This is a genomic window from Hyphomicrobium zavarzinii ATCC 27496 (genome assembly GCF_000383415.1).
Lineage (GTDB): Bacteria > Pseudomonadota > Alphaproteobacteria > Rhizobiales > Hyphomicrobiaceae > Hyphomicrobium_C > Hyphomicrobium_C zavarzinii.
Window position 1 is genome coordinate 428,615 of record NZ_KB911258.1, and the last position, 17,669, is coordinate 446,283.

Sequence of the window (17,669 nt, forward strand, 5' to 3'; positions counted from 1 at the left end):
AAAGTCCCTCTTCTCGTCACGCGGGCGAGGAGAGGGGCGGCCGTTCGGGCCGCAGTCTTGAAATGGCTTACACCTATCGCAGCGATCCCGCCGTCCCGCCCTTCCATGACAGCGCGCCGCTGATCATCTTCGACGGCCACTGCGTACTCTGCTCCACCGGCGTCCAATGGATGCTGAGGCGAGACCCGGGCGGCACCACGCGCTTCGCCGCCATCCAGGATCCCATTCCCCAGGCCCTCTATCGGCACTACGGCCTCGACGCCGAGCGCTTCGACACCTTCATGGTGCTGGCCGAGGGCATGCCCTACACGCGCTGGGCCGGCACGCTCGCCGCTGCTCGCACCATGCCCGCGCCGTGGAAATGGCTCGGCGTCGCCGGGCGCATCGTGCCGGACGCGATCGGAAACCGCATCTATGATTGGATGCAGCGCAATCGCATCGGCTGGTTCGGCGCCCGCGAGGTGTGCCTGCGGCCAGACGCTCGCCACGCCCATCGCTTCCTCTGACGCTAGCGCGCCACCGCGCGGGCAAGCCAGTCGCGCTTGCGCGGTCCCGTCCGGATGAGCGCGATGGTGAGCGCAAGAACGGCGGCGTAGGCCGCGAAGATGGCGACATCGGAAACGAAGGCGCGCCAGGCATGCTCGACGGAGAGAGCCGTGAGCCGGGGATCGCTCGCCGCGTACACGATCTGGATTTCCTGTCCCGCGCTGTAGCGCTGGGCCACCGTCCGCGACATGTGCGCGGCGCCAACGATCTCGGCATGGCCGGGAAGCTCTAGCGTGTAAGTGAGCGTTTGCCCCCGCCCGGGAATCCCGGCGAACGAGGTGTCGGCAATGCGATCAACGACGGCGGCGCCCGGCTCGCCGAAATCACGGACCTGAGTGTAGAGCGCATAGTCAGCGCGCAGCACCGACAGCGCGAAGACGATCGCAATCGGCGCCGTGAGAAGGATGAGGATGAGCTTCAGCTCTTTCATGGTCGCCTCCCGGGATATGGGAAGACCGTGGAGAAATTCAGGTCGTAGTGCTGTTCCGGCAGGGACCGGAGGTGTTCGCGAGCACCATTGACGCTCGCGCGCTTGTTGCACACGCCGGAACGCGAGACCCATCTGACGAATGCCGGGAGTCTAGCGAATGTCGCGCCCCCTGTATCCTGCGAAACAGCTTCACCCACTGTTTCGAGCGATGTTCAGAGCCATCACGCCCCACCTGCCTCTGCCCGGCCCAAGACCGGCGAGGCCTTCTCACCAAAAGGAGACTTCCTGCATGTCGTTCACTAAGATCGCCGCCGTCGCGGCCCTCGTTGTTGCGTCCGCACTCACCTCCACGATGACGGCGGCGAACGCTCACGGCAAAAAGCACTGGGGCTTCCATCACCACCACCGCTACTACGGCGGCCCCGTCATCGTGATCGGTACGCCGGACTATGGCTGCAGGCATTGGTTGAAGCGCTATCACGCGACCGGCAAGAAGTTCTTTCTGAAGAAGTACTACGCCTGCAAGTACTGATCTCCTTTCCCGGTGTCCTCCTCACGGCTGCGGCCGCGGGGAGGATGCGGGCAATGCCACGTCGTAGCGCGAAGCGAGGTCCTTCGTCCGCGCTTCCGTGAGCGTCGTCATGCAGCCGACGACGGCCACCGTGGTGCCCGTCCCGCCCGACCATTCCATCGGCACGGCCCCTTTGCAGTCCGCGTCGCGAAACGCGACCCACGCCCGCTGGCTCGCGCGCATCGCTTCTTCCCAACTCGCCCGGTCGTAGGGCTTCTCGAGGTCGCTCTCGCCGATGTGCGCCAGCACCTTCTGGTAGACCGCGTTGAGCTGAGCGTCGGCTGCGTCGAAATCCTTCTGCGCGCAGAAGTTCATCTCCACGGTGCTGCTGGCGTCGTTGCAGTCGATCTTGTCGTCAGCGGTGGCCGCAACGCAGGAGAGCGGGAAGAGAAGAGGCAAGAGCAGGAGGGCAGGCATGCGCATGGGACGTCTCCGGTTGAAGTCCCCGAAATTTATCCGATGAGCGGGAGACGAACCAGGGCGGTGAGGGAGCGAATCCGCAGTTTGCGGAATGAGGTTTCTTATCGCTCGATACCGCAATCTGCGCAGGCGCGAAAAAAGCCCGGCCTCCATGTCTGGAGCCCGGGCCTGGGATGATCTTGCCGAAGACAGCCTTAGTGGTGCTTCTTCTTGCCGTGGTGATGCTTGGGGCCGTGCTTAGGGCCGTGATGATGGTGCTTCGGCGGCGCGCAGCGCTGACGGCCCCACAGGTAGGAGCGGTGCCAGCCGCGTCCGTCCACCTTGCAGGAGGAATGGATGCCGTGCACCTGGATCACATCGGAAGCGGGAGCGGCGGCGGAGCTCGCGCTACCCGCGGCGCCGAGAGAGGCGGCGGAAGCAGCCGAGGCGAGCAGCCCGAAGCAGGCAGCACCGGCGAGAATTGCCAGGGATTTTTTCATTTATCGTCTCCATTGAGTAGCCAGCACAAAACGTTATGGGTCCCTGGTTCCCCGCCGCGAAACCCACCTCGGCACTTACCCGAGATTCGTGGCAACATCCGTCATCGTGCACACTCATTGTGACGCGGCGCATAAGCTGCTAATCGCCTTCGCATCCGCAACAGAAATTCGTCAGCCCACAGTTCAGCCGTGACGCAAATCAGACATCGCGCCGTCGTCGTCGGGGCTGGTCCCGCCGGCCTCATGGCCGCCGAGACGCTGGCAAACGCAGGCGTGCCGGTTACGCTCTACGAGCGTATGCCGCGCGTGGCGCGCAAGCTGCTGCTGGCGGGACGCGGCGGTCTGAACCTCACCCACAGCGAGCCGGTCGAGAGTTTCCTCGCGCGCTATCGTGAGGCCGCCCCGCGCCTCGCCGCCGCCATCGCCGCGTTTCCGCCGCCCGCTTTGCGCGCCTGGTGTGAGGGGCTGGGACAGGAAACATTCGTCGGCACGAGCGGCCGCGTTTTTCCGCGCTCGATGAAAACTTCGCCGTTGTTGCGCGCCTGGCTCAGACGTCTCGCCGAGCAAGGCGTCGAGATCGCGCTCTCGCATCGCTGGACTGGCTGGGATGAGGCAGGGCGTTTGCTGTTCGAAACGCCGGAAGGCACAAAGGCCGTCGACGCTGGTTGCACGGTGCTCGCGCTCGGCGGGGCGAGCTGGCCGCGCCTCGGTTCCGATGCAAGCTGGGTCGCCCCCGTCACGGCGGCCGGCATCTCTGTGGCGCCGCTACAACCCACCAATTGCGGCGTGCGCATCGCCTGGTCGGAGCTCATGCGAGCGCGCTTTGCGGGAAGCCCCTTGAAGCGCATCGGCTTGACGCTGGGGACGGAGAGCGTGCGCGGCGAAGCCATCATCGCGGCCGAGGGCCTCGAAGGTGGCGCCGTCTACGCGCTTTCGGCGCCGATCCGCGACGCGATCCACGCCCATGGCAAAGCCACGCTGTCGCTCGATCTACGACCGGACGAGACGCAGGAGGAGCTTGCGAAGCGTCTTGCGAGGCCGCGCGGAAAGCAATCGCTCGCAACCTGGCTGCGCAAGGCGCTGAGCCTTGATCCCGCCGCCATCGGCTTGCTCCAGGAAACCGCCCACGCTGCAGGCACGCCGCTCGGCACGCTGCCGCCCGACGCTCTCGCCCGCCTCGTCAAGGCCGTGCCGCTCGTCGTGATGGGAATGGCGGGCATCGAGCGGGCCATCTCCACGGCGGGCGGTATCGCGTTCGATGAAGTCGATGACACCTTCATGCTGAAGGCACGCCCCGGAACGTTCGTCGCCGGCGAGATGCTCGATTGGGAAGCTCCCACCGGCGGCTATCTTCTGCAGGCCTGCTTTGCAACTGGCCGCGCCGCCGCCGAAGGCGCGCTCGCGCATTTGGCGCACCAGGAAAGCCGCGACGGCTGACGCGAATAGGCGCCGTCCCCGGCTCGTCTCACGCCCCTTCGATCTCCCCGCGCAGGATTTCAAGCTCGAGCCAGCGCTCCTCCGCGGCCGCGAGCTTCTCCTGCACCTGGGCGAGCGCATCCGAAAGCTCGGTGAAGGTCTTGCGGTCGCGCGTGTAGAGATCGGGCGCCTCGAGCTTGCGCGCGAGATCCACCTGCTTGGCTTCGAGCGCGGCAATCTCGCCGGGCAAGGTTTCGAGTGCGTGCTTGTCCTTGAATGAGAGGCGTTTCTTGGCCGCTTGAGGTGCGCTGTCCGTCGTTTTCTGCGGCTCTGCTGGTGCCGCTGAAACGGCAGGCTTTGCGCGCGCCTCGCGTTTCTTGAGATCCTGGCCGCGCTGGGCCAGCATGTCCTGATAGCCGCCCGCGTATTCCGTCCAGCGTCCATCGCCCTCCGGAACGATCACGCTCGTCACGACGCGATCGAGAAAGTCGCGGTCGTGGCTGATGAGGATAACCGTGCCCTTATAGTCGGCGAGCACGTCCTCCAGCACGTCGAGCGTTTCGAGGTCGAGATCGTTGGTCGGCTCGTCCAGCACGAGCAGGTTCGAGGGCGTGGCCAGCGCGCGGGCCAGCATCAGCCGCCCGCGCTCGCCGCCCGAAAGCGCGCTGATCGGCGTCCGCCGCTGCTCGGGCGCAAACAGGAAGTCCTTCATGTAGGCGATGACGTGCTTCTTCTCCCCGCCGATCGAGACCGTATCGCCCCGCCCGCGCGTGAGGGCTTCCGAAAGCGTCCAGTTGGGATCGAGGCTTTCGCGTCCCTGGTCGAGGCTCGCCATTTCGAGGCTCGCGCCGAGACGGATCTCGCCCGCGTCCGGCGGCAGGAGCCCCGTGAGCAGCGAGACCAGCGTCGTCTTGCCTGATCCATTGGGGCCGACGATGCCGAGCCTGTCGCCGCGCATCAGCCGCAACGAGAGATCGCGCACGATCACCTGATCGCCGAACGATTTCGAGATGCCCTTGGCCTCGATCACGAGCGTGCTCGAGGCGTCTGCCTCTGCAACTGAGAGCGTCGCCTTGCCTTGCACGGCGCGATAGTCACGCCGGGCCTGTCTCAGCTTCCGCAGCTCCGCCATGCGCCGCACGTTGCGCTTGCGCCGCCCGGTAACGCCCCCGTGCACCCAGTGCTCTTCCGCAACGATCTTGCGGTCGAGCTTATGCTGGCGCGTCTCCTCGTCGGCGAGCTCCTGGTCTCGCCAGGTCTCGAAGCCGCTGAACGGCAGCTCCACGCGACGCGCCTGTCCACGGTCGAGCCACACCGTCGTCCGCGACAGCTTTTCCAGGAAGCGCCGGTCGTGGCTGATGATCACGAGGGCCGCGCGCGATTGTTGCAGCCGCGTTTCGAGCCATTCGATCGCGGGCAGATCCAGGTGGTTTGTGGGCTCGTCGAGCAGCAGGATCTGCGGATCGGGGGCCAGGACATGCGCAAGCGCGGCGCGCCGTGCTTCTCCCCCGGAGAGGTGCGCGGGATCTTCGTTGCCGGTGAGCCCGAGCTGCTCCAGCAGATAGCGGGCCTGGTGCGGATCGTCGCTCGCGGACAAGCCCGCTTCCACATAGGCGAGCGTCGTCGGATAAGCCGAAAGATCGGGTTCCTGCGGGAGGTAACGAACGAGGGCGCCGGGCTGCACGAAGCGTGTTCCGCGGTCCGGATCGATGATCCCGGCCGCGATCTTGAGCAGGGTCGATTTGCCGGAGCCGTTGCGACCCACGAGGCAGATGCGCTCACCCGCGCCCACGGCGAGATCTACGCCGTTGAGCAGGCTGTTGCCGCCGAAGGTCAGGGCGATATCGGTAAGCTGGATGAGGGGAGCGGCCATGTGGGTCCGGAGCTGTGAGACGCTGCGGCGTCTATACAGGGTGCGGGGGCCGAAAGGCCAGCCCGAGCGTGACGCGGGCAGGGGCGGGGGCCGCTTCCCCCTATTTCGGCTGCACCATCGCGTTGAGTGCGTCGTAGGTCGTGCGCCCGAACGCGCCGTCGAAAGAGCCGGTGTAGTAGCCGCCTTGCGCCAGCCGTTGCTGCAGCGCCTTGCGGAACTCCCGGGTCCACGCCCGGCTGTTCTGCATCATCTGCTGGTAGGTGAACTGGTAACGCATTTCGAGCGCGTGGTAGACATAAGAGGCCGCCATCTGCGGATCGCGCGGCACGCCGAGGCCCTTGTCGTAGAGCACCGCCAGGTTGTGCACGGCGAGAAGCTGCCCGCGCTTCGCGCCCTCGGTGTACCAGGCCGCTGCCGTCGCATAGTTCTTCTCGACCCCGCGCCCTGTCGAGTACATGGTGCCGAGCGCCGCCATGCCCTCCGCATCGCCGGCATCGGCGGCTTTCTTGTACCACTGCACGGCCTGGAAGTTGTCCGCCTCGAGCCCGCCGCCGCCTTCGAACATCAGCCCCACGGCCACCATCGCAGGTGCGTAGTTGCTTTCGGCCGCCTTCTTGAACAGGTTCACCGCTTCCAAGGGATCGCGCGTCACGCCTTCGCCGTCCCGGAACATCCGCCCCAGGCGGAAGACGGCAGCCACGTTGCCGGCATCGGCCGATTTGCGGATCCAGCGCTGCGCTTCGTTCAGGTCTTTCGCCGTGCCCTGGCCCGAAGCCAGCGCATCGCCATAGAGCAGCATGCCGTTCGTGCTGCCCGCGAGCGCCGCCTTTTTGTACCAGGAAACCGCCTCCGCGCCGTCGCGCGTCACGCCGGTGCCGTTGGTGTAGAGGCGCGCCAGAAACATCATAGCCGGCGTGCTGCCACGATCCGCGAGCTGCCGCAGCGCTTGCAGGTAGCCGGTGCCGTCGTCGCCCACGCGCCAGACCGTGAGCGTCCCCTGTGAGCCCGGTTTCCGGGTCTTGATCGCTTCCACGAACGCGGTCGTGTCGGTGACGGGCGTGCCGTCGAGTGCCGTCACGAAGTCGCCGAAGCGAAGGCCCGCCTCTGCGGCTGGCGCCCCGGGTGTGGTGTCGACGACGAACACGCCGCGCTCTTGCGAGAGCCCGAGCGCCGCCGAGGTCGCGGGATCGCTGACGCCGTCGAGGCGCACTCCGACGTAGGATGCGGACGCATTGCCCGGCGCGGGCTGGAACGCGATCGGCAACTGGAGCGACTGTCCGTTGAGACGGAGGTTGTCACCGGGAACAGCGCCGCCGCCGCTCGGTGGGACAGGAAGATCAGGCTGTGAGGGGGGCTGCTGAACGGCGGAGCCGCCTGCTCCGGGAGGCAGCAGCCGGATGATGTCGCGGTCGTCATCGGCGACGCGGATGAAGCCGCGTGTCGTCGACGTGCCGGATGCGCGGGCGTCGAGCGCCGGAGCGGCTGACGCAGGAAGCCCCGTCGATGAGAGCAGCCAGACGGCTCCCGCCAGCCCCCGGATGCAACGTCCACTCATCGCAAGCCCCGCAAAAATCATATCGCCTTATGTCTACAACTGGCCATTCTGCGGGGCAACATGAGCCATGGAGAGGCGATCGGAAGCCGCGTGGGTGGTTCCTGTCAAGCGGAAGCGGGCTTCCACTCGCCGGGCGCCGTCTGGCAGAAGATCGCCGTGTTGGCGTTCTTCTCGTCCGGCTTTTCCTGGCCCTTCTTCTTGCGCAGCTCGAGCTCGGTGGTGACTTTGCGGCACTGGGTATCCGGCGGGATCTCGCTGATCCGCACCACCTCCTCGTCGACGACCGGCTTGGCGGCGGGAGCCTTGGCATCAACCGGCGCTGCCTTGCCGTCCGCAGGCGGCGGCGCGGTCTGCGGGCCGGCATCAGAAACCGTCTTCGAGCCGTCGGAGGCGAGGCCGGCTTGCGCCGGTGCGCCCTTGCCGTCGGGCGTGACGACCTTGTCGGCCACCACCAGGATCGCGGGATCGTTCTTGAGGTCGGAGGCCTTCTGCATGGGCTCCGCGACGATCGTCACCTGACGCTTGCCATCCTTGGACGTATAGGTGTCGGAAACGCGCTGTTCGGGATCCTTGGCGACGACCACCTTCGCGCGCCTCGCGACCTCGCGCCGCTCAGGCTTGGTGAGGTGGTTGAAGATCACGGCGCCGACTGCGACGGCCGCCACCACGCCGAATGCCGAGCGGAACGGGCCGCCGAACACCACGAGAGGCACCACTACGCCGGGAACCGGAAGAATGCGGGCGGGTGCGCGCACGACTTTCTTGAACACCCTGCGAATGCCGAATTGAGCGGAGGCAGGAGGCGGCAGGCTGGTAATCACCATGGTGGCCGCAAGAAAGGCACATAATACGCGGGCGAGCATGTCTCGTCTCCCTGGTGTGCTTCGGAAAGCATGGCACCGCTTGCCGGTCTCGAAGCACGGTCGAATGAAACCCCGGTGTTTGGAAATTTCCAAAAGGGAAAAACGAAAACACCGCTCTCAGGCAATTCCGGCCAAGCTAGCACCAGCCAGCCGTCGAAAATGCGACAAACAAAAGGCTCGAGGCGTCCTACGAGGTAAAAAATGGATGGCCGCCGCTGCCGTGGATCTGGCGCAAGATTATCCGAACAGCGCCTATTCCGGGAGTGGGAATTTGCCGAAGAGTTTAATGCGCAAAACGAAGGCTGCTCGGCGTTCCGCTGTAGCGCCAACCTCCGGCCGTGCGGCCAATAACGACTGGATGCCATGCTGCGGTTGCGGTAGGACTTACGCCCGAGGGTCATTATCCGCCGAGCAGGTCATGCCGTTTCAGAACCGAAGGACGGTCTGTGGGCTTTTCCTACGCCCCATCGTTCTTTTGGCCGGCATCCTCGTTGCGGCCGTCATCGCGCCGCCCGCATCACGCGCCTTCGATACGAGCCGCGTCGAGCCCAGCGTCTACAAGATTTACACCTTCATTCCCGAGAAAAATAACCAGTTCAGCATTTCCTCTGGCTCCGGCTTTCTGATATCCGGCCGGCGCTACGTGGTGACCAATTTCCATGTCGTGGAGGGCGGCGCCCGTTTCTACATCGCCTTCCGCGATGGGCGCGAAGCCAAGCTCGTCGAGGCGAAGCGTGCAGACAGCCGCCCCAATGTGGATCTCGCTTTGCTCGAAGCGCGCGAGGATCTGCCCGGCGAACCGTTGAAACTCGGTGAGTACGAGCCGGAGAAACTGGCCGAGGTCATCGCCATCGGCTTTCCGGGCGCTGCCAACCTCAACAAGGAACTGGTGCCGGGACCGGATGCGCGCGGCGTGCCTTTGACGGATCTGGACTCGACCGTCACGACGGGCGTTGTCTCGCGCATGACCTTCACCAACCTCAAGGTCAGCGACACGCAGATCCTGAGCGCCCGCACGGTTCAGCACAACTCAGCAATCAACCCCGGCAACAGCGGCGGTCCGCTGTTCGACGCATGCGGCCTCGTCGTGGGCGTGAACACGCTCCAGGGCTTGAACTCGCAAGGCCTCTTCTTCTCGATCCACGCAGCCGAGGTGGGACGGTTCCTGAGCGAAGGGCAAATCTCCTACGCCTCCACCAGCCGTCCATGCGTCACCGGCATCGGCGGAAACCTGCTGTCGATCGCGGTCGGCCTCACGTCTGCGCTCGCAGCCGCCGCGCTCGCCTTTGCCGTCTACAAGCGCGGGACGCCCGCAGCGTTCGGCGGAGTTCAAAAAGCGCTCGCGCGTCTGCCGTTTCCGGCGATCATCGGCGGCGGCCAGAAAAAGCGCGGCGTGCGGCTCCTCCCCGGCCGCGGCGAGGCGTCGGGACTGCTCGTGCTGCAACCCAAGCAAGGCGGGCAGACCATCCGCCTCGACGAAACGGGCCGTGCCGTCACCATCGGCCGTGGTCCTGGCGTCGATGTGACGGTTGCGAGCGACACGGTCTCGAAGGTTCACGCGCGCCTCGGTTACGACCGCAAGGCGCAACGCGTGCGCATCACCGATCTCAACTCCTCGAACGGGACATTTCTCGATGGCGCCCGCATCAGGGAAGCGGAAGCATCCGCGGGGGCGGTCGTGCGCTTCGGAACCGAGGACTACGCAGTGGTGCTCGAGAAGATTGCAGAGCCTGCCGCCCAAGTTTCCGGAGACGGAGGAGCAGGCTGGATGCTGTCGGGGTTCGAACCGTCCGGACGGGCGCTTCAGTTCGAATTGCGGCCCGCTAAGGACCGCAGCTCCGGCCGCGATCTCCCCGCCACCTGGACCTTCGGGCGCGATCCGAGCCGTGCCAATTTCGTGATCGACGACAGCAGCGTTTCGTCGCTGCACGCCCAGCTCATGTACAATCCCGGCGAAGCGCTCATGCTGCGCGACATGGGATCGATGAACGGAACGCGGCTCGATGGGGAAAGCATCGGCAAGCGCACGGTGACGCTACGCGACACAGGCCAGGAGATCACCTTCGGCCTCGCGAGCTTGCGGCTCTCGCGCCTCACGGACTGAAGGGAGACGGACTGAAAGGAAAAGCCTTACGATGTGGCCTTGCCGCGCGATACGATCGCATTGAGGGTATCGGTCAGCTTACGCCGCGCGCCGACAGGCAACGCATCGAGCGCGCGCTTGAGCGCGGTCCGGAACAGCCCGAGGTAGAGAGCCGAATAGGCCCGTCCCGTCAGCGAGAGCGGAACTGCCCAGTCGCGCACGACGACGCTGTCATCGGCCCATTCGAGCTTGTAGCCGTCGCCCGGTGCCAGAAGATCGAACACGGCGAGCCCATCCTCCAAAGCCCGCCGGATGCTGTCTTCCATCAACAGCGAGCCCGCAGCCGTCTTCTCGAATTCGAGGTCGTAGGCGATGATGTGAATGGCGGAGCGGCCCTTGCACCGCACGCCGATCTCGAACGCGACCGGATGCCCGCCGGAGTTGAGCGTGAGCACATGGCAGCCCGCCGGGCGCACGTCGGCCCGCGCGGCGTCTGCGAAGAAGCGGGCGGTCCTGGGGTCTGCGAGGGCCGGTGAAACGAGCCCGCGCTGGCTGAGCCAGAGTTGCTTCAGGCGGAACGCTTCGGCCGTGAGCGCCTCAGCTTCCGTGCCCGATGTGTACCATTGCAGCTCCGTCGCGCCGCGCTCTTCGAGCCTCCGCCGCTGGCGCTTGCGGTTGCGCCGCGCGCCGCTCGAATAGCGCTTCTCGTATTCGGCAAATGACGGTGCGCTCTTGAGATCGAGAAACGGCGCTCGAAGCTCGGTGACGACCGTGGCGCCGATTTCCTCGAGCAGCGGCGCGATCGTCGAATCCTGGCGCACTTTGCGCAATTGAAACACGCTCGCGCGGGTCTCGCGCACCACGAAAGCCCAAGCAGCCTTGAGCAGCGCGGCCTTGTCCGGAAGATCGTCGATCAGCACATCGCCGTACTGGCTGACTGGCTCGCCCATCCACGAGAGCCGCGTGATCGGTCCGATCCTCTCGGACACGAGCGGCCACACCATCACGAGGTGGCCGTCCATATGAGCGGTGACGATCGCGAGCTTGAGCCCGCGTTCCCCGGACTTCGGCAGGAAATGATTGGCCCAGTGCCAAAGCCAGTTGAAAGTCTGAAAGAGATGCGTGTCGCGCCCTGCGCGGTGGAACAGCGCATTCCAGGGAAGCTCCAGCGCGTCGAAGCCTGCGCGGGTCGTGATGAGCTCGAGCTTTGCCTGGTCCGCGCTGGATTGCACGGTGACGACGGAGCGAGGGGGCGAAAGGGGAATGCTCGGGGCTTCGCCCGGCAGGTCATGGCTTTGGCGCGCGGAGAGGGGCGCAGCGGCTGGCATGGACAACAAATCCTTTACGCAACACAAAGCGCCGTCCCGAAATGGGTACGTCGCTGGATCGGCAGAAAGGATTGCACAAAAAGAATAATGCTTTGGTTAGAAGCGCCGCGGCCGGGCGCCTGACAGTCCCTGATCGTTTCACCGTAAAACTAGGCGTGTGCGATCTCGACGAGGGCGAGAACGAACAGCAGAACGACCAGCGCTCCAAGCGCAAAGGCGCCCCGCCGCGTCTGCGCGCCTCCCCCGAAGAGAGCGGCAAGGGCAATCACGCCCGCGCTGACCACGTTGATGACGATCAGCCCCGCAAGACCAAGCCCTCGCGATCCTTCCCAAGCGCCCTCGATGAACGTCGCCCCCGCAAGTCCGATCAGGACCGCGCCGAGCAGACGCGGCCAGAAGCTGCTGGCCGCGGCGGGGAGCCCAAGGACTTTGATCGACGTGAGGGGAAACAGCACCAGCGCTGTTCCGCCGGCGAGCTTGAGAAGTGTTTCGAGCCAGAGAAGCTGGTGCACAGGAGACCCATACGAAGCACAGGGGAAGGTTGGCCGCGCACGTCGCTGGGCTTCAAACCCTCAACAAGGGAAACGCGGCCGGGGAGCGCCTACCTGCCGGCTTTCGAGGCCTGCTTCTCCCACCAGTCGCCCGAGCCGAAATTATCGTTGGACGAACTCGAGCCGCCGTCGAACCAGCCGCTGAAAAAGCCGTCCTCGTTCTTCTTCTGCGCAATCTCGCGCTTGGGCTCATAGTCGCCGCCGAGAAGGCGGGCGAGGTCGGTCTTGATGACTTGCGTCTTTCGCTCGGAGCAGTAGTCGGCCTCACCGGCAGCGGCCTTGCTCACGCCGTTGTAGGCGACATCGTAGACCTTCTCGATGCGGGCGACCGCGTCGGGCGCTGCGCCAAGGCTCATCTCGTAGGCCATGTAGTTGGCCTTGAGCTTGGCCACGTCGAAATTATAGCCACACTTCACCGCGCGCGCAGAGACGCTGCCCACCTGGAACGCGCGAGATGTGGGATCGGAGGAGGGAACCGGCGCAACGGCCGGCGCGGCGCCAGGCTGCCCGGCTACGGGCGTGGCACCTGCCGCTGGCGGTGTCGGAGCGTTTCCGAGGATCGACGCCGTCGATAGGCCACTACCCGACGAGCAGCCCGAAAGGGCTGCGGCCAGCATCGAAATGGCCACCATCGGACCGGAAAGTGCAGCGCGCTGCATGGGATCCCTCCAAGCCGCCCAAAAACAACGCAGATTTGCGACGTTTTTGGGGTGAGGTCAACGTGCCGCCGCTGCAACTCTGAGCAAAAACAGAGGCTTTTGCACTTGGAAGATGAAAAATATCGCAGCCGGGCGCTGTCGCTTGAGAACTCGGCCTCAGCGCATCAGCTCGCGGATGGCGGAATCGAGCCCGGAAAGGGTCATGGGATACATGCGCCCCTCCATCAGGCGATTCACTAGCCCAATGGAGGGCGTATACCCCCAGTGAGTCTCCGGAACCGGATTGAGCCAGACGGCGTGTGTGTAAATGCCCGTCACGCGCTGCAGCCACGTCGCGCCCGCTTCCTCGTTCATGTGCTCGACAGCGCCGCCCACGTGCGTGATCTCGTAGGGGCTCATCGAGGCGTCGCCGATGAAGATCACTTTGTAGTCAGCCGGATACGTGTTGAGCACCTGCCACGTCGGCGTCGTGTCGCTCCAGCGCCGCGCGTTGTTGCGCCAGACGCTCTCATAGAGACAGTTGTGGAAGTAGTAGTACTCGAGATGCTTGAACTCGCTGCGCGCCGCGGAGAACAGCTCCTCCGCCGTCTGGATGTGCCAGTCCATCGATCCGCCGACATCGAAGAACATCAGCACCTTCACCGCATTCCGCCGCGTTGGGCGGAGCGCGAGATCGAGATAGCCTTTGCGCGCCGTGCCGCGGACGGTCTGGTCTAAATCCAGCTCTTCGGCTGCGCCCTCCCGCGCGAAGCGGCGCAAGCGGCGCAGAGCCATCTTGATGTTTCTCACGCCAAGCTCGACGTCGCCCGCGAGATCCTTGAATTCACGCTTGTCCCAGACCTTGATCGCGCGCCGGTGGCGGCTTTCCTTCTGCCCGATGCGGATGCCGGCAGGATTGTAACCGTAGGCCCCGAACGGTGAGGTACCGCCCGTTCCGATCCACTTGTTACCGCCCTGGTGACGCTCCTTCTGCTCGGCGAGGCGCTGCCGCAGCGTCTCCATGATCTTTTCCCAGCCGCCGAGCTCCTCGATCTTGGCCTTCTCCTCGTCGGTGAGATAGAGGGCCGACATGGCGCGCAGCCACTCGTCCGGAACCTCGACCGTCGCGGTCTCGCTCATGAGATCGAGGCCCTTGAACACATGGCCGAACACGCCATCGAAGCGATCGAGATAACGCTCGTCCTTCACGAGCAGCGAGCGCGATAGATAATAGAAATCTTCAACGCGCTGCTGGGCTACGTCGGCATCCAGCGCTTCGAGCAGCGTCAGGTATTCTTTGAGCGTGACCGGGATCTTTGCGTCCCGGAGCTCTTTGAAAAAGGTCGCGAACATCCGTCCTCCAGAGCGGGGATCATGACGGATCGACCCGCAAAGGGGCAACCAAAAACGAAGAAGCCGCCCCAAAGGGCGGCTTCCCGCAAGACTACGCTTATCAGCTTCGATTAGAAGTTGATGAGAGCGCCGAAGGTAACTTCGTTCATGTCTTCGTAGGCAGTACCGGTGTTGTCGTCGAACTCATAGTTGCGATACTTGAGCCAGAGCGACATAGCAGCAGCGTCGACTTCCTGGACAACGCCAAGGCCCCACCAGTTCAACTCGCGATCGGTAACGTCGCCATCGCTGGTCAGGTACTCACCGTAGAGGACCGTGGCGCCCAGGTGGTTCCAGTTGCGACGGAGACCAGCCTTGAAGTACCAGACATCGCCGTCGCCACCGAAGTCGGTGCCGTTGGCAGAGGTATCTTCAATATCACCGTAGTTGACCAAGCCGAAGAGGCCGGTGCCGATGTGCTGCACGTAGAGGCCAGCCTGCGTGTATTCACGCTCGCCAAACGTCGAGCTGACAGCGCCGGTGCTCTCAGCATAAACGACCGTTGCAGCAACCTTGAAGCCGTGCAGCTCACCTGCGTAACGCAGGCCGATATCCCAAGCGTCGTCATCGCCCCAAGAAGCCGAGGCGCTGAAGCCAGCGAACACCGGAGAGTCGTAACGAACCGAGTTCACAGGCACGCCGAAGCAGTCGCCAGGGATACATGCGCCAGTGCCACCCCAGGTAACGGGTGAGGTGCCGCCGCCAGCCGTGCGAACGTTAAAGCTCAGCACGTCGAAGGCCACCCAGTTGGCGGGAACCAGCGAACCGGAGCCGTCAACGAGAATTGCTGCGTTGTCCGAAGCCATCGACTGAAGGCCGACGCCGACCTTACCGTAGTGGTCGCTCTTGATGAACCAGTACGACTGCATCGCCTGAACGTAGTTGGCCGTTCCAGCGAAGAGGCCGGGGCCGTTCGGCTTGTTCTGGTTCGTCGTCAGAGCGTCAGAGCCATCGATTTCGATGTGCAGCACGTAACCAGCCGTCCAGCCCGGGACGATGGTTGCCTGACCAGTGAACTTCACGTTCGAGCCGAGGGTCGAACCGAGGCCGGTAACGTAGGTGTTGCTCTCGGCGCCGTCATCCCAGTAGGTCACCTGCTCGGCAACCCAGCCAGAAACCGTCAGCGAGACCTTGCGATTGCCCTTACGAGCCGTAGTGGCTTCGAGCTCAGCGACCCGCTCTTCGAGGTCGGCGCAGCAATTGCCCCCAAGGTCAGCTGCATTTGCGCTCGTAGCGAGACCACCTGCGAGCAGGCCGGCCGCCGCCAGGGCGCTTAGGCTATATTTGTTCATAGACCTTCTCCCAATCTGCGTTGGTAATCGAGATGGCGGACGCCCTTACTCGGAAAAATACGCAAACTAGGCCGCACTCTGCGATGTTGACGGCGCTGAAGATTCCTTCGGAACCGCCGCTGGCCCGGAGAGTCTGCGATTCTCCCCTGCGCAACAATCGAGCAATGTCGTTTTGGCCCTGACTGCTCGGCAACTGTGGCGCATGAGCCACGAATGGATCCGCAAGGCCCGGAGTTATGGGCTGTTTCTTAGGGTGTCGGTAAGAATTGCGGATGTGGGAAGCGGTGGATCATGTGGGGATATTGGTCTGGTGTCGCGGTCCGCGATCCTTTTCAAGCGACTCGCAGCGGCCGGTTCCCTGACTAGAAGCGATTCGAGCTGCGCATATGACAGGCGGCGATTTTCTGCAGGAAGCTGTGTGAAATCGCGAATAGCCCGTTCTTGATCGGCGCCCACCATTGCCCTCGCGGTCACGGATCATCGGGCGACACGGCTGCGGCCTGAGCTGGATGGCAAACGAGTTTTCCCGCGAACCGGCCGAATTGGCAGGCAGCGGCGTCCTCGCGAAGAGGCGCGCACACTATACTTACTTATATAGGCGCCTGATACGCTCCCGCGTCTCGATATGCGGGGCGCGGTTCCAGCGTGGCGAGTCGGCCAGCCGCCTGTGAGGCACCTCTTATACGGCGTGCAGACCAGGCCTCATCGAAGTGCCGCGTCTAAAAACAAAGAAGCCGCCCCGAGGGGCGGCTTCCTGTTTCGGTTGGCAATCTCAGCTTCGATTAGAAGTTGATGAGAGCGCCGGCCTTGAAGTACTGGATGTCCAGACCCGGGGTGCCTGCGACGCCTACGCCGCCAGCAAGACCAGGAGCTTCGACTTCCACGTTGCGGTAGCTGAGCCAGAGCGACATAGCGGCGTTGTCGATCTCCTGCACGACGCCCAAGCCCCAGAGCGTCGTGTCGCTGAAGTTGCCACCAGCCTTGACGTCGATGACGGCATCTTCGTACTCACCGTAGAGAACGGTGTGGCCGAGCGGGGTCCAGCGCTGACGCAGACCGGCCTTCACGTACCAAGTCTCGCTGTCGAGGGCTGCATCTTCGAAGTCGACGCCAGTGTAAGCGCCGTAGACGAAGAGGCCGGTCGGAACGTGCTGCAGGTAAGCGCCGACCTGCCAGCTCTGAGCGTCGCCGATGATGGAGAGCAGCGGCTGCGTCTGGCCAGGGCTGTCGGTTGCTTCGATGTAGGCGCCTGCAACAGCAAGCTTGAAGCCGCTGAACTCGCCAGCGTAACGGAGGGCGACATCCCAGAAGTCGTCCTCACCCCAAGAAGCCGAAGCCGAGAAGCCGGCGAAGGTCGGGGTGTCGTAACGAACCGAGTTGGTCGTCACGCCGTTGGAGTCGGTGAAGCCCATCACGTCGCCGATGGTGGCGAACGCCTTGCCGGGCAGCACGCTGCCGGGAACGAAAGCGCCGTTGGCGTCGCGCAGACGGAACCCGCCGTAATCGAAGGGAACGAAGTTTGCCGGAACCAGCGAGCCCGAACCGTCGACGAGGATGGCAACGTTATCCGAAGCCTGCGACTGCAGACCGACGGAGAGCTTGCCGAGGCTCTCGCTCTTGATGAACCAGTAAGACTGGATCGCCTGAACGACGTTGGACTGGTTGCCGTTGCCGTAAGCAACGTTGGTGCCGTTGTCGGTCACCTGATCGATGCCGAGGAGGGCATCGCTGCCGTCAGCTTCGATGTGGAGCACGTAACCAGCGGTCCAGCCGGGAACGATGGTGGCCTGACCGGTGAACTTGACGTTCGTTGCGAGCGTCGAGCCGAGGCCCGTTACATAGGTGTTCGACTCGAAGTCGTCGTCCCACCACATGACCTGCTCGGCAACCCAGCCGGAGATCGTGAGAGAGACCTTGCGGTTGCCCTTGCGAGCAGTCGTGGCCTCAAGTTCGGCGATACGCTCTTCGAGGTCGGCGCAGCAGTTCCCCCCGAGATCGGCTGCGGACGCACTGGTAACGGACAGACCACCTGCAAGGAGGCCGGCCGCCGCCAGGGCGCTTAGGCTTTGCTTTTTCATTTACCTTCTCCCGTCTACTAACTTCGAAACGGGCGCTTGACGCACTTTCTAATTAACGCCACGCGCTCAACAACTCGACCAGCGGCACAGATCGAATCACCGCTCAGGCCGAGATACTACGCAGATCTCTCTCGCCCAGGGAATGGAGAACATG

At 64.3% G+C, this 17,669-nt stretch carries 16 protein-coding genes; 4 read left to right on the forward strand and 12 right to left on the reverse strand.

Annotation, left to right across the window (positions count from 1 at the left end):
- The first annotated feature begins 62 nt into the window (after positions 1–62).
- Entirely contained in the window at positions 63–506 is a 444-nt protein-coding gene (locus F812_RS0113185; protein WP_020086456.1) for a thiol-disulfide oxidoreductase DCC family protein, read from the forward strand.
- A 2-nt stretch (positions 507–508) separates the two neighbouring features.
- Here F812_RS0113185 and F812_RS0113190 read toward each other — a convergent pair whose 3' ends face one another.
- A complete protein-coding gene (locus F812_RS0113190) occupies positions 509–976 on the reverse strand; it encodes a hypothetical protein (protein WP_020086457.1) in 468 nt (155 codons plus the stop codon).
- A gap of 289 nt (positions 977–1,265) precedes the next feature.
- Here F812_RS0113190 and F812_RS0113195 point away from each other — a divergent pair, with 289 nt between their 5' ends.
- On the forward strand, positions 1,266–1,508 hold the full coding sequence (locus F812_RS0113195) for a hypothetical protein (RefSeq protein WP_020086458.1): 243 nt from the start codon (positions 1,266–1,268) through the stop codon (positions 1,506–1,508).
- A gap of 21 nt (positions 1,509–1,529) precedes the next feature.
- Here the strand turns inward: F812_RS0113195 and F812_RS23845 are convergent, their stop codons facing one another.
- Positions 1,530–1,970 carry a lysozyme inhibitor LprI family protein gene (locus tag F812_RS23845; protein ID WP_020086459.1) on the reverse strand — a complete coding sequence of 147 codons (441 nt, stop codon included), beginning with the start codon at positions 1,968–1,970 and terminating at the stop codon, positions 1,530–1,532.
- A 191-nt stretch (positions 1,971–2,161) separates the two neighbouring features.
- Positions 2,162–2,446 carry a hypothetical protein gene (locus tag F812_RS0113205; protein ID WP_020086460.1) on the reverse strand — a complete coding sequence of 95 codons (285 nt, stop codon included), beginning with the start codon at positions 2,444–2,446 and terminating at the stop codon, positions 2,162–2,164.
- 189 nt (positions 2,447–2,635) lie between these two features.
- Between F812_RS0113205 and F812_RS0113210 the strand changes: the two genes are divergently transcribed.
- Positions 2,636–3,883, forward strand: a complete 1,248-nt coding sequence (locus tag F812_RS0113210) for a TIGR03862 family flavoprotein (RefSeq protein ID WP_020086461.1) — start codon at positions 2,636–2,638, stop codon at positions 3,881–3,883.
- 28 nt (positions 3,884–3,911) lie between these two features.
- Here F812_RS0113210 and F812_RS0113215 read toward each other — a convergent pair whose 3' ends face one another.
- The 3 genes from F812_RS0113215 to F812_RS0113225 all read right to left on the reverse strand — a co-directional run bounded on the left by F812_RS0113215 (position 3,912) and on the right by F812_RS0113225 (position 8,153).
- Entirely contained in the window at positions 3,912–5,735 is a 1,824-nt protein-coding gene (locus F812_RS0113215) for an ABC-F family ATP-binding cassette domain-containing protein (RefSeq protein WP_020086462.1), read from the reverse strand.
- A 100-nt stretch (positions 5,736–5,835) separates the two neighbouring features.
- Positions 5,836–7,290: a PDZ domain-containing protein gene (locus F812_RS25540; RefSeq protein WP_198011195.1), complete on the reverse strand. Its 1,455-nt coding sequence runs from the start codon at positions 7,288–7,290 to the stop codon at positions 5,836–5,838.
- Positions 7,291–7,394: 104 nt separating this feature from the next.
- Positions 7,395–8,153: a hypothetical protein gene (locus F812_RS0113225; protein ID WP_020086464.1), complete on the reverse strand. Its 759-nt coding sequence runs from the start codon at positions 8,151–8,153 to the stop codon at positions 7,395–7,397.
- A 418-nt stretch (positions 8,154–8,571) separates the two neighbouring features.
- Between F812_RS0113225 and F812_RS0113230 the strand changes: the two genes are divergently transcribed.
- On the forward strand, positions 8,572–10,257 hold the full coding sequence (locus tag F812_RS0113230) for an FHA domain-containing protein (RefSeq protein WP_020086465.1): 1,686 nt from the start codon (positions 8,572–8,574) through the stop codon (positions 10,255–10,257).
- A gap of 26 nt (positions 10,258–10,283) precedes the next feature.
- Here the strand turns inward: F812_RS0113230 and F812_RS23855 are convergent, their stop codons facing one another.
- The 6 genes from F812_RS23855 to F812_RS0113260 form a co-directional block, all read right to left on the reverse strand.
- Complete coding sequence (locus tag F812_RS23855) at positions 10,284–11,564, reverse strand: GNAT family N-acetyltransferase (RefSeq protein WP_020086466.1); 1,281 nt, start codon at positions 11,562–11,564, stop codon at positions 10,284–10,286.
- A 149-nt stretch (positions 11,565–11,713) separates the two neighbouring features.
- Entirely contained in the window at positions 11,714–12,076 is a 363-nt protein-coding gene (locus F812_RS0113240; protein WP_020086467.1) for a hypothetical protein, read from the reverse strand.
- Positions 12,077–12,165: 89 nt separating this feature from the next.
- The gene (locus F812_RS0113245; RefSeq protein WP_020086468.1) at positions 12,166–12,774 is read right to left on the reverse strand and encodes a hypothetical protein; all 609 of its coding nucleotides are present in this window, start codon (positions 12,772–12,774) and stop codon (positions 12,166–12,168) included.
- A 156-nt stretch (positions 12,775–12,930) separates the two neighbouring features.
- A complete protein-coding gene (locus tag F812_RS0113250) occupies positions 12,931–14,106 on the reverse strand; it encodes a vWA domain-containing protein (protein WP_020086469.1) in 1,176 nt (391 codons plus the stop codon).
- 110 nt (positions 14,107–14,216) lie between these two features.
- A complete protein-coding gene (locus tag F812_RS0113255; RefSeq protein WP_020086470.1) occupies positions 14,217–15,437 on the reverse strand; it encodes a porin in 1,221 nt (406 codons plus the stop codon).
- A 782-nt stretch (positions 15,438–16,219) separates the two neighbouring features.
- Complete coding sequence (locus tag F812_RS0113260; protein WP_020086471.1) at positions 16,220–17,515, reverse strand: porin; 1,296 nt, start codon at positions 17,513–17,515, stop codon at positions 16,220–16,222.
- Between the last annotated feature and the right edge of the window lie 154 nt (positions 17,516–17,669).

Coding starts and splice junctions, on each gene's coding strand:
- F812_RS0113185 (WP_020086456.1), top strand. CDS start 63: ATGGCTTACACCTATCGCAGCGATCCCGCCGTCCCGCCCTTCCATGAC.
- F812_RS0113190 (WP_020086457.1), bottom strand. CDS start 976: ATGAAAGAGCTGAAGCTCATCCTCATCCTTCTCACGGCGCCGATTGCG.
- F812_RS0113195 (WP_020086458.1), top strand. CDS start 1,266: ATGTCGTTCACTAAGATCGCCGCCGTCGCGGCCCTCGTTGTTGCGTCC.
- F812_RS23845 (WP_020086459.1), bottom strand. CDS start 1,970: ATGCGCATGCCTGCCCTCCTGCTCTTGCCTCTTCTCTTCCCGCTCTCC.
- F812_RS0113205 (WP_020086460.1), bottom strand. CDS start 2,446: ATGAAAAAATCCCTGGCAATTCTCGCCGGTGCTGCCTGCTTCGGGCTG.
- F812_RS0113215 (WP_020086462.1), bottom strand. CDS start 5,735: ATGGCCGCTCCCCTCATCCAGCTTACCGATATCGCCCTGACCTTCGGC.
- F812_RS25540 (WP_198011195.1), bottom strand. CDS start 7,290: ATGAGTGGACGTTGCATCCGGGGGCTGGCGGGAGCCGTCTGGCTGCTC.
- F812_RS0113225 (WP_020086464.1), bottom strand. CDS start 8,153: ATGCTCGCCCGCGTATTATGTGCCTTTCTTGCGGCCACCATGGTGATT.
- F812_RS0113230 (WP_020086465.1), top strand. CDS start 8,572: ATGCCGTTTCAGAACCGAAGGACGGTCTGTGGGCTTTTCCTACGCCCC.
- F812_RS23855 (WP_020086466.1), bottom strand. CDS start 11,564: ATGCCAGCCGCTGCGCCCCTCTCCGCGCGCCAAAGCCATGACCTGCCG.
- F812_RS0113245 (WP_020086468.1), bottom strand. CDS start 12,774: ATGCAGCGCGCTGCACTTTCCGGTCCGATGGTGGCCATTTCGATGCTG.
- F812_RS0113250 (WP_020086469.1), bottom strand. CDS start 14,106: ATGTTCGCGACCTTTTTCAAAGAGCTCCGGGACGCAAAGATCCCGGTC.
- F812_RS0113255 (WP_020086470.1), bottom strand. CDS start 15,437: ATGAACAAATATAGCCTAAGCGCCCTGGCGGCGGCCGGCCTGCTCGCA.
- F812_RS0113260 (WP_020086471.1), bottom strand. CDS start 17,515: ATGAAAAAGCAAAGCCTAAGCGCCCTGGCGGCGGCCGGCCTCCTTGCA.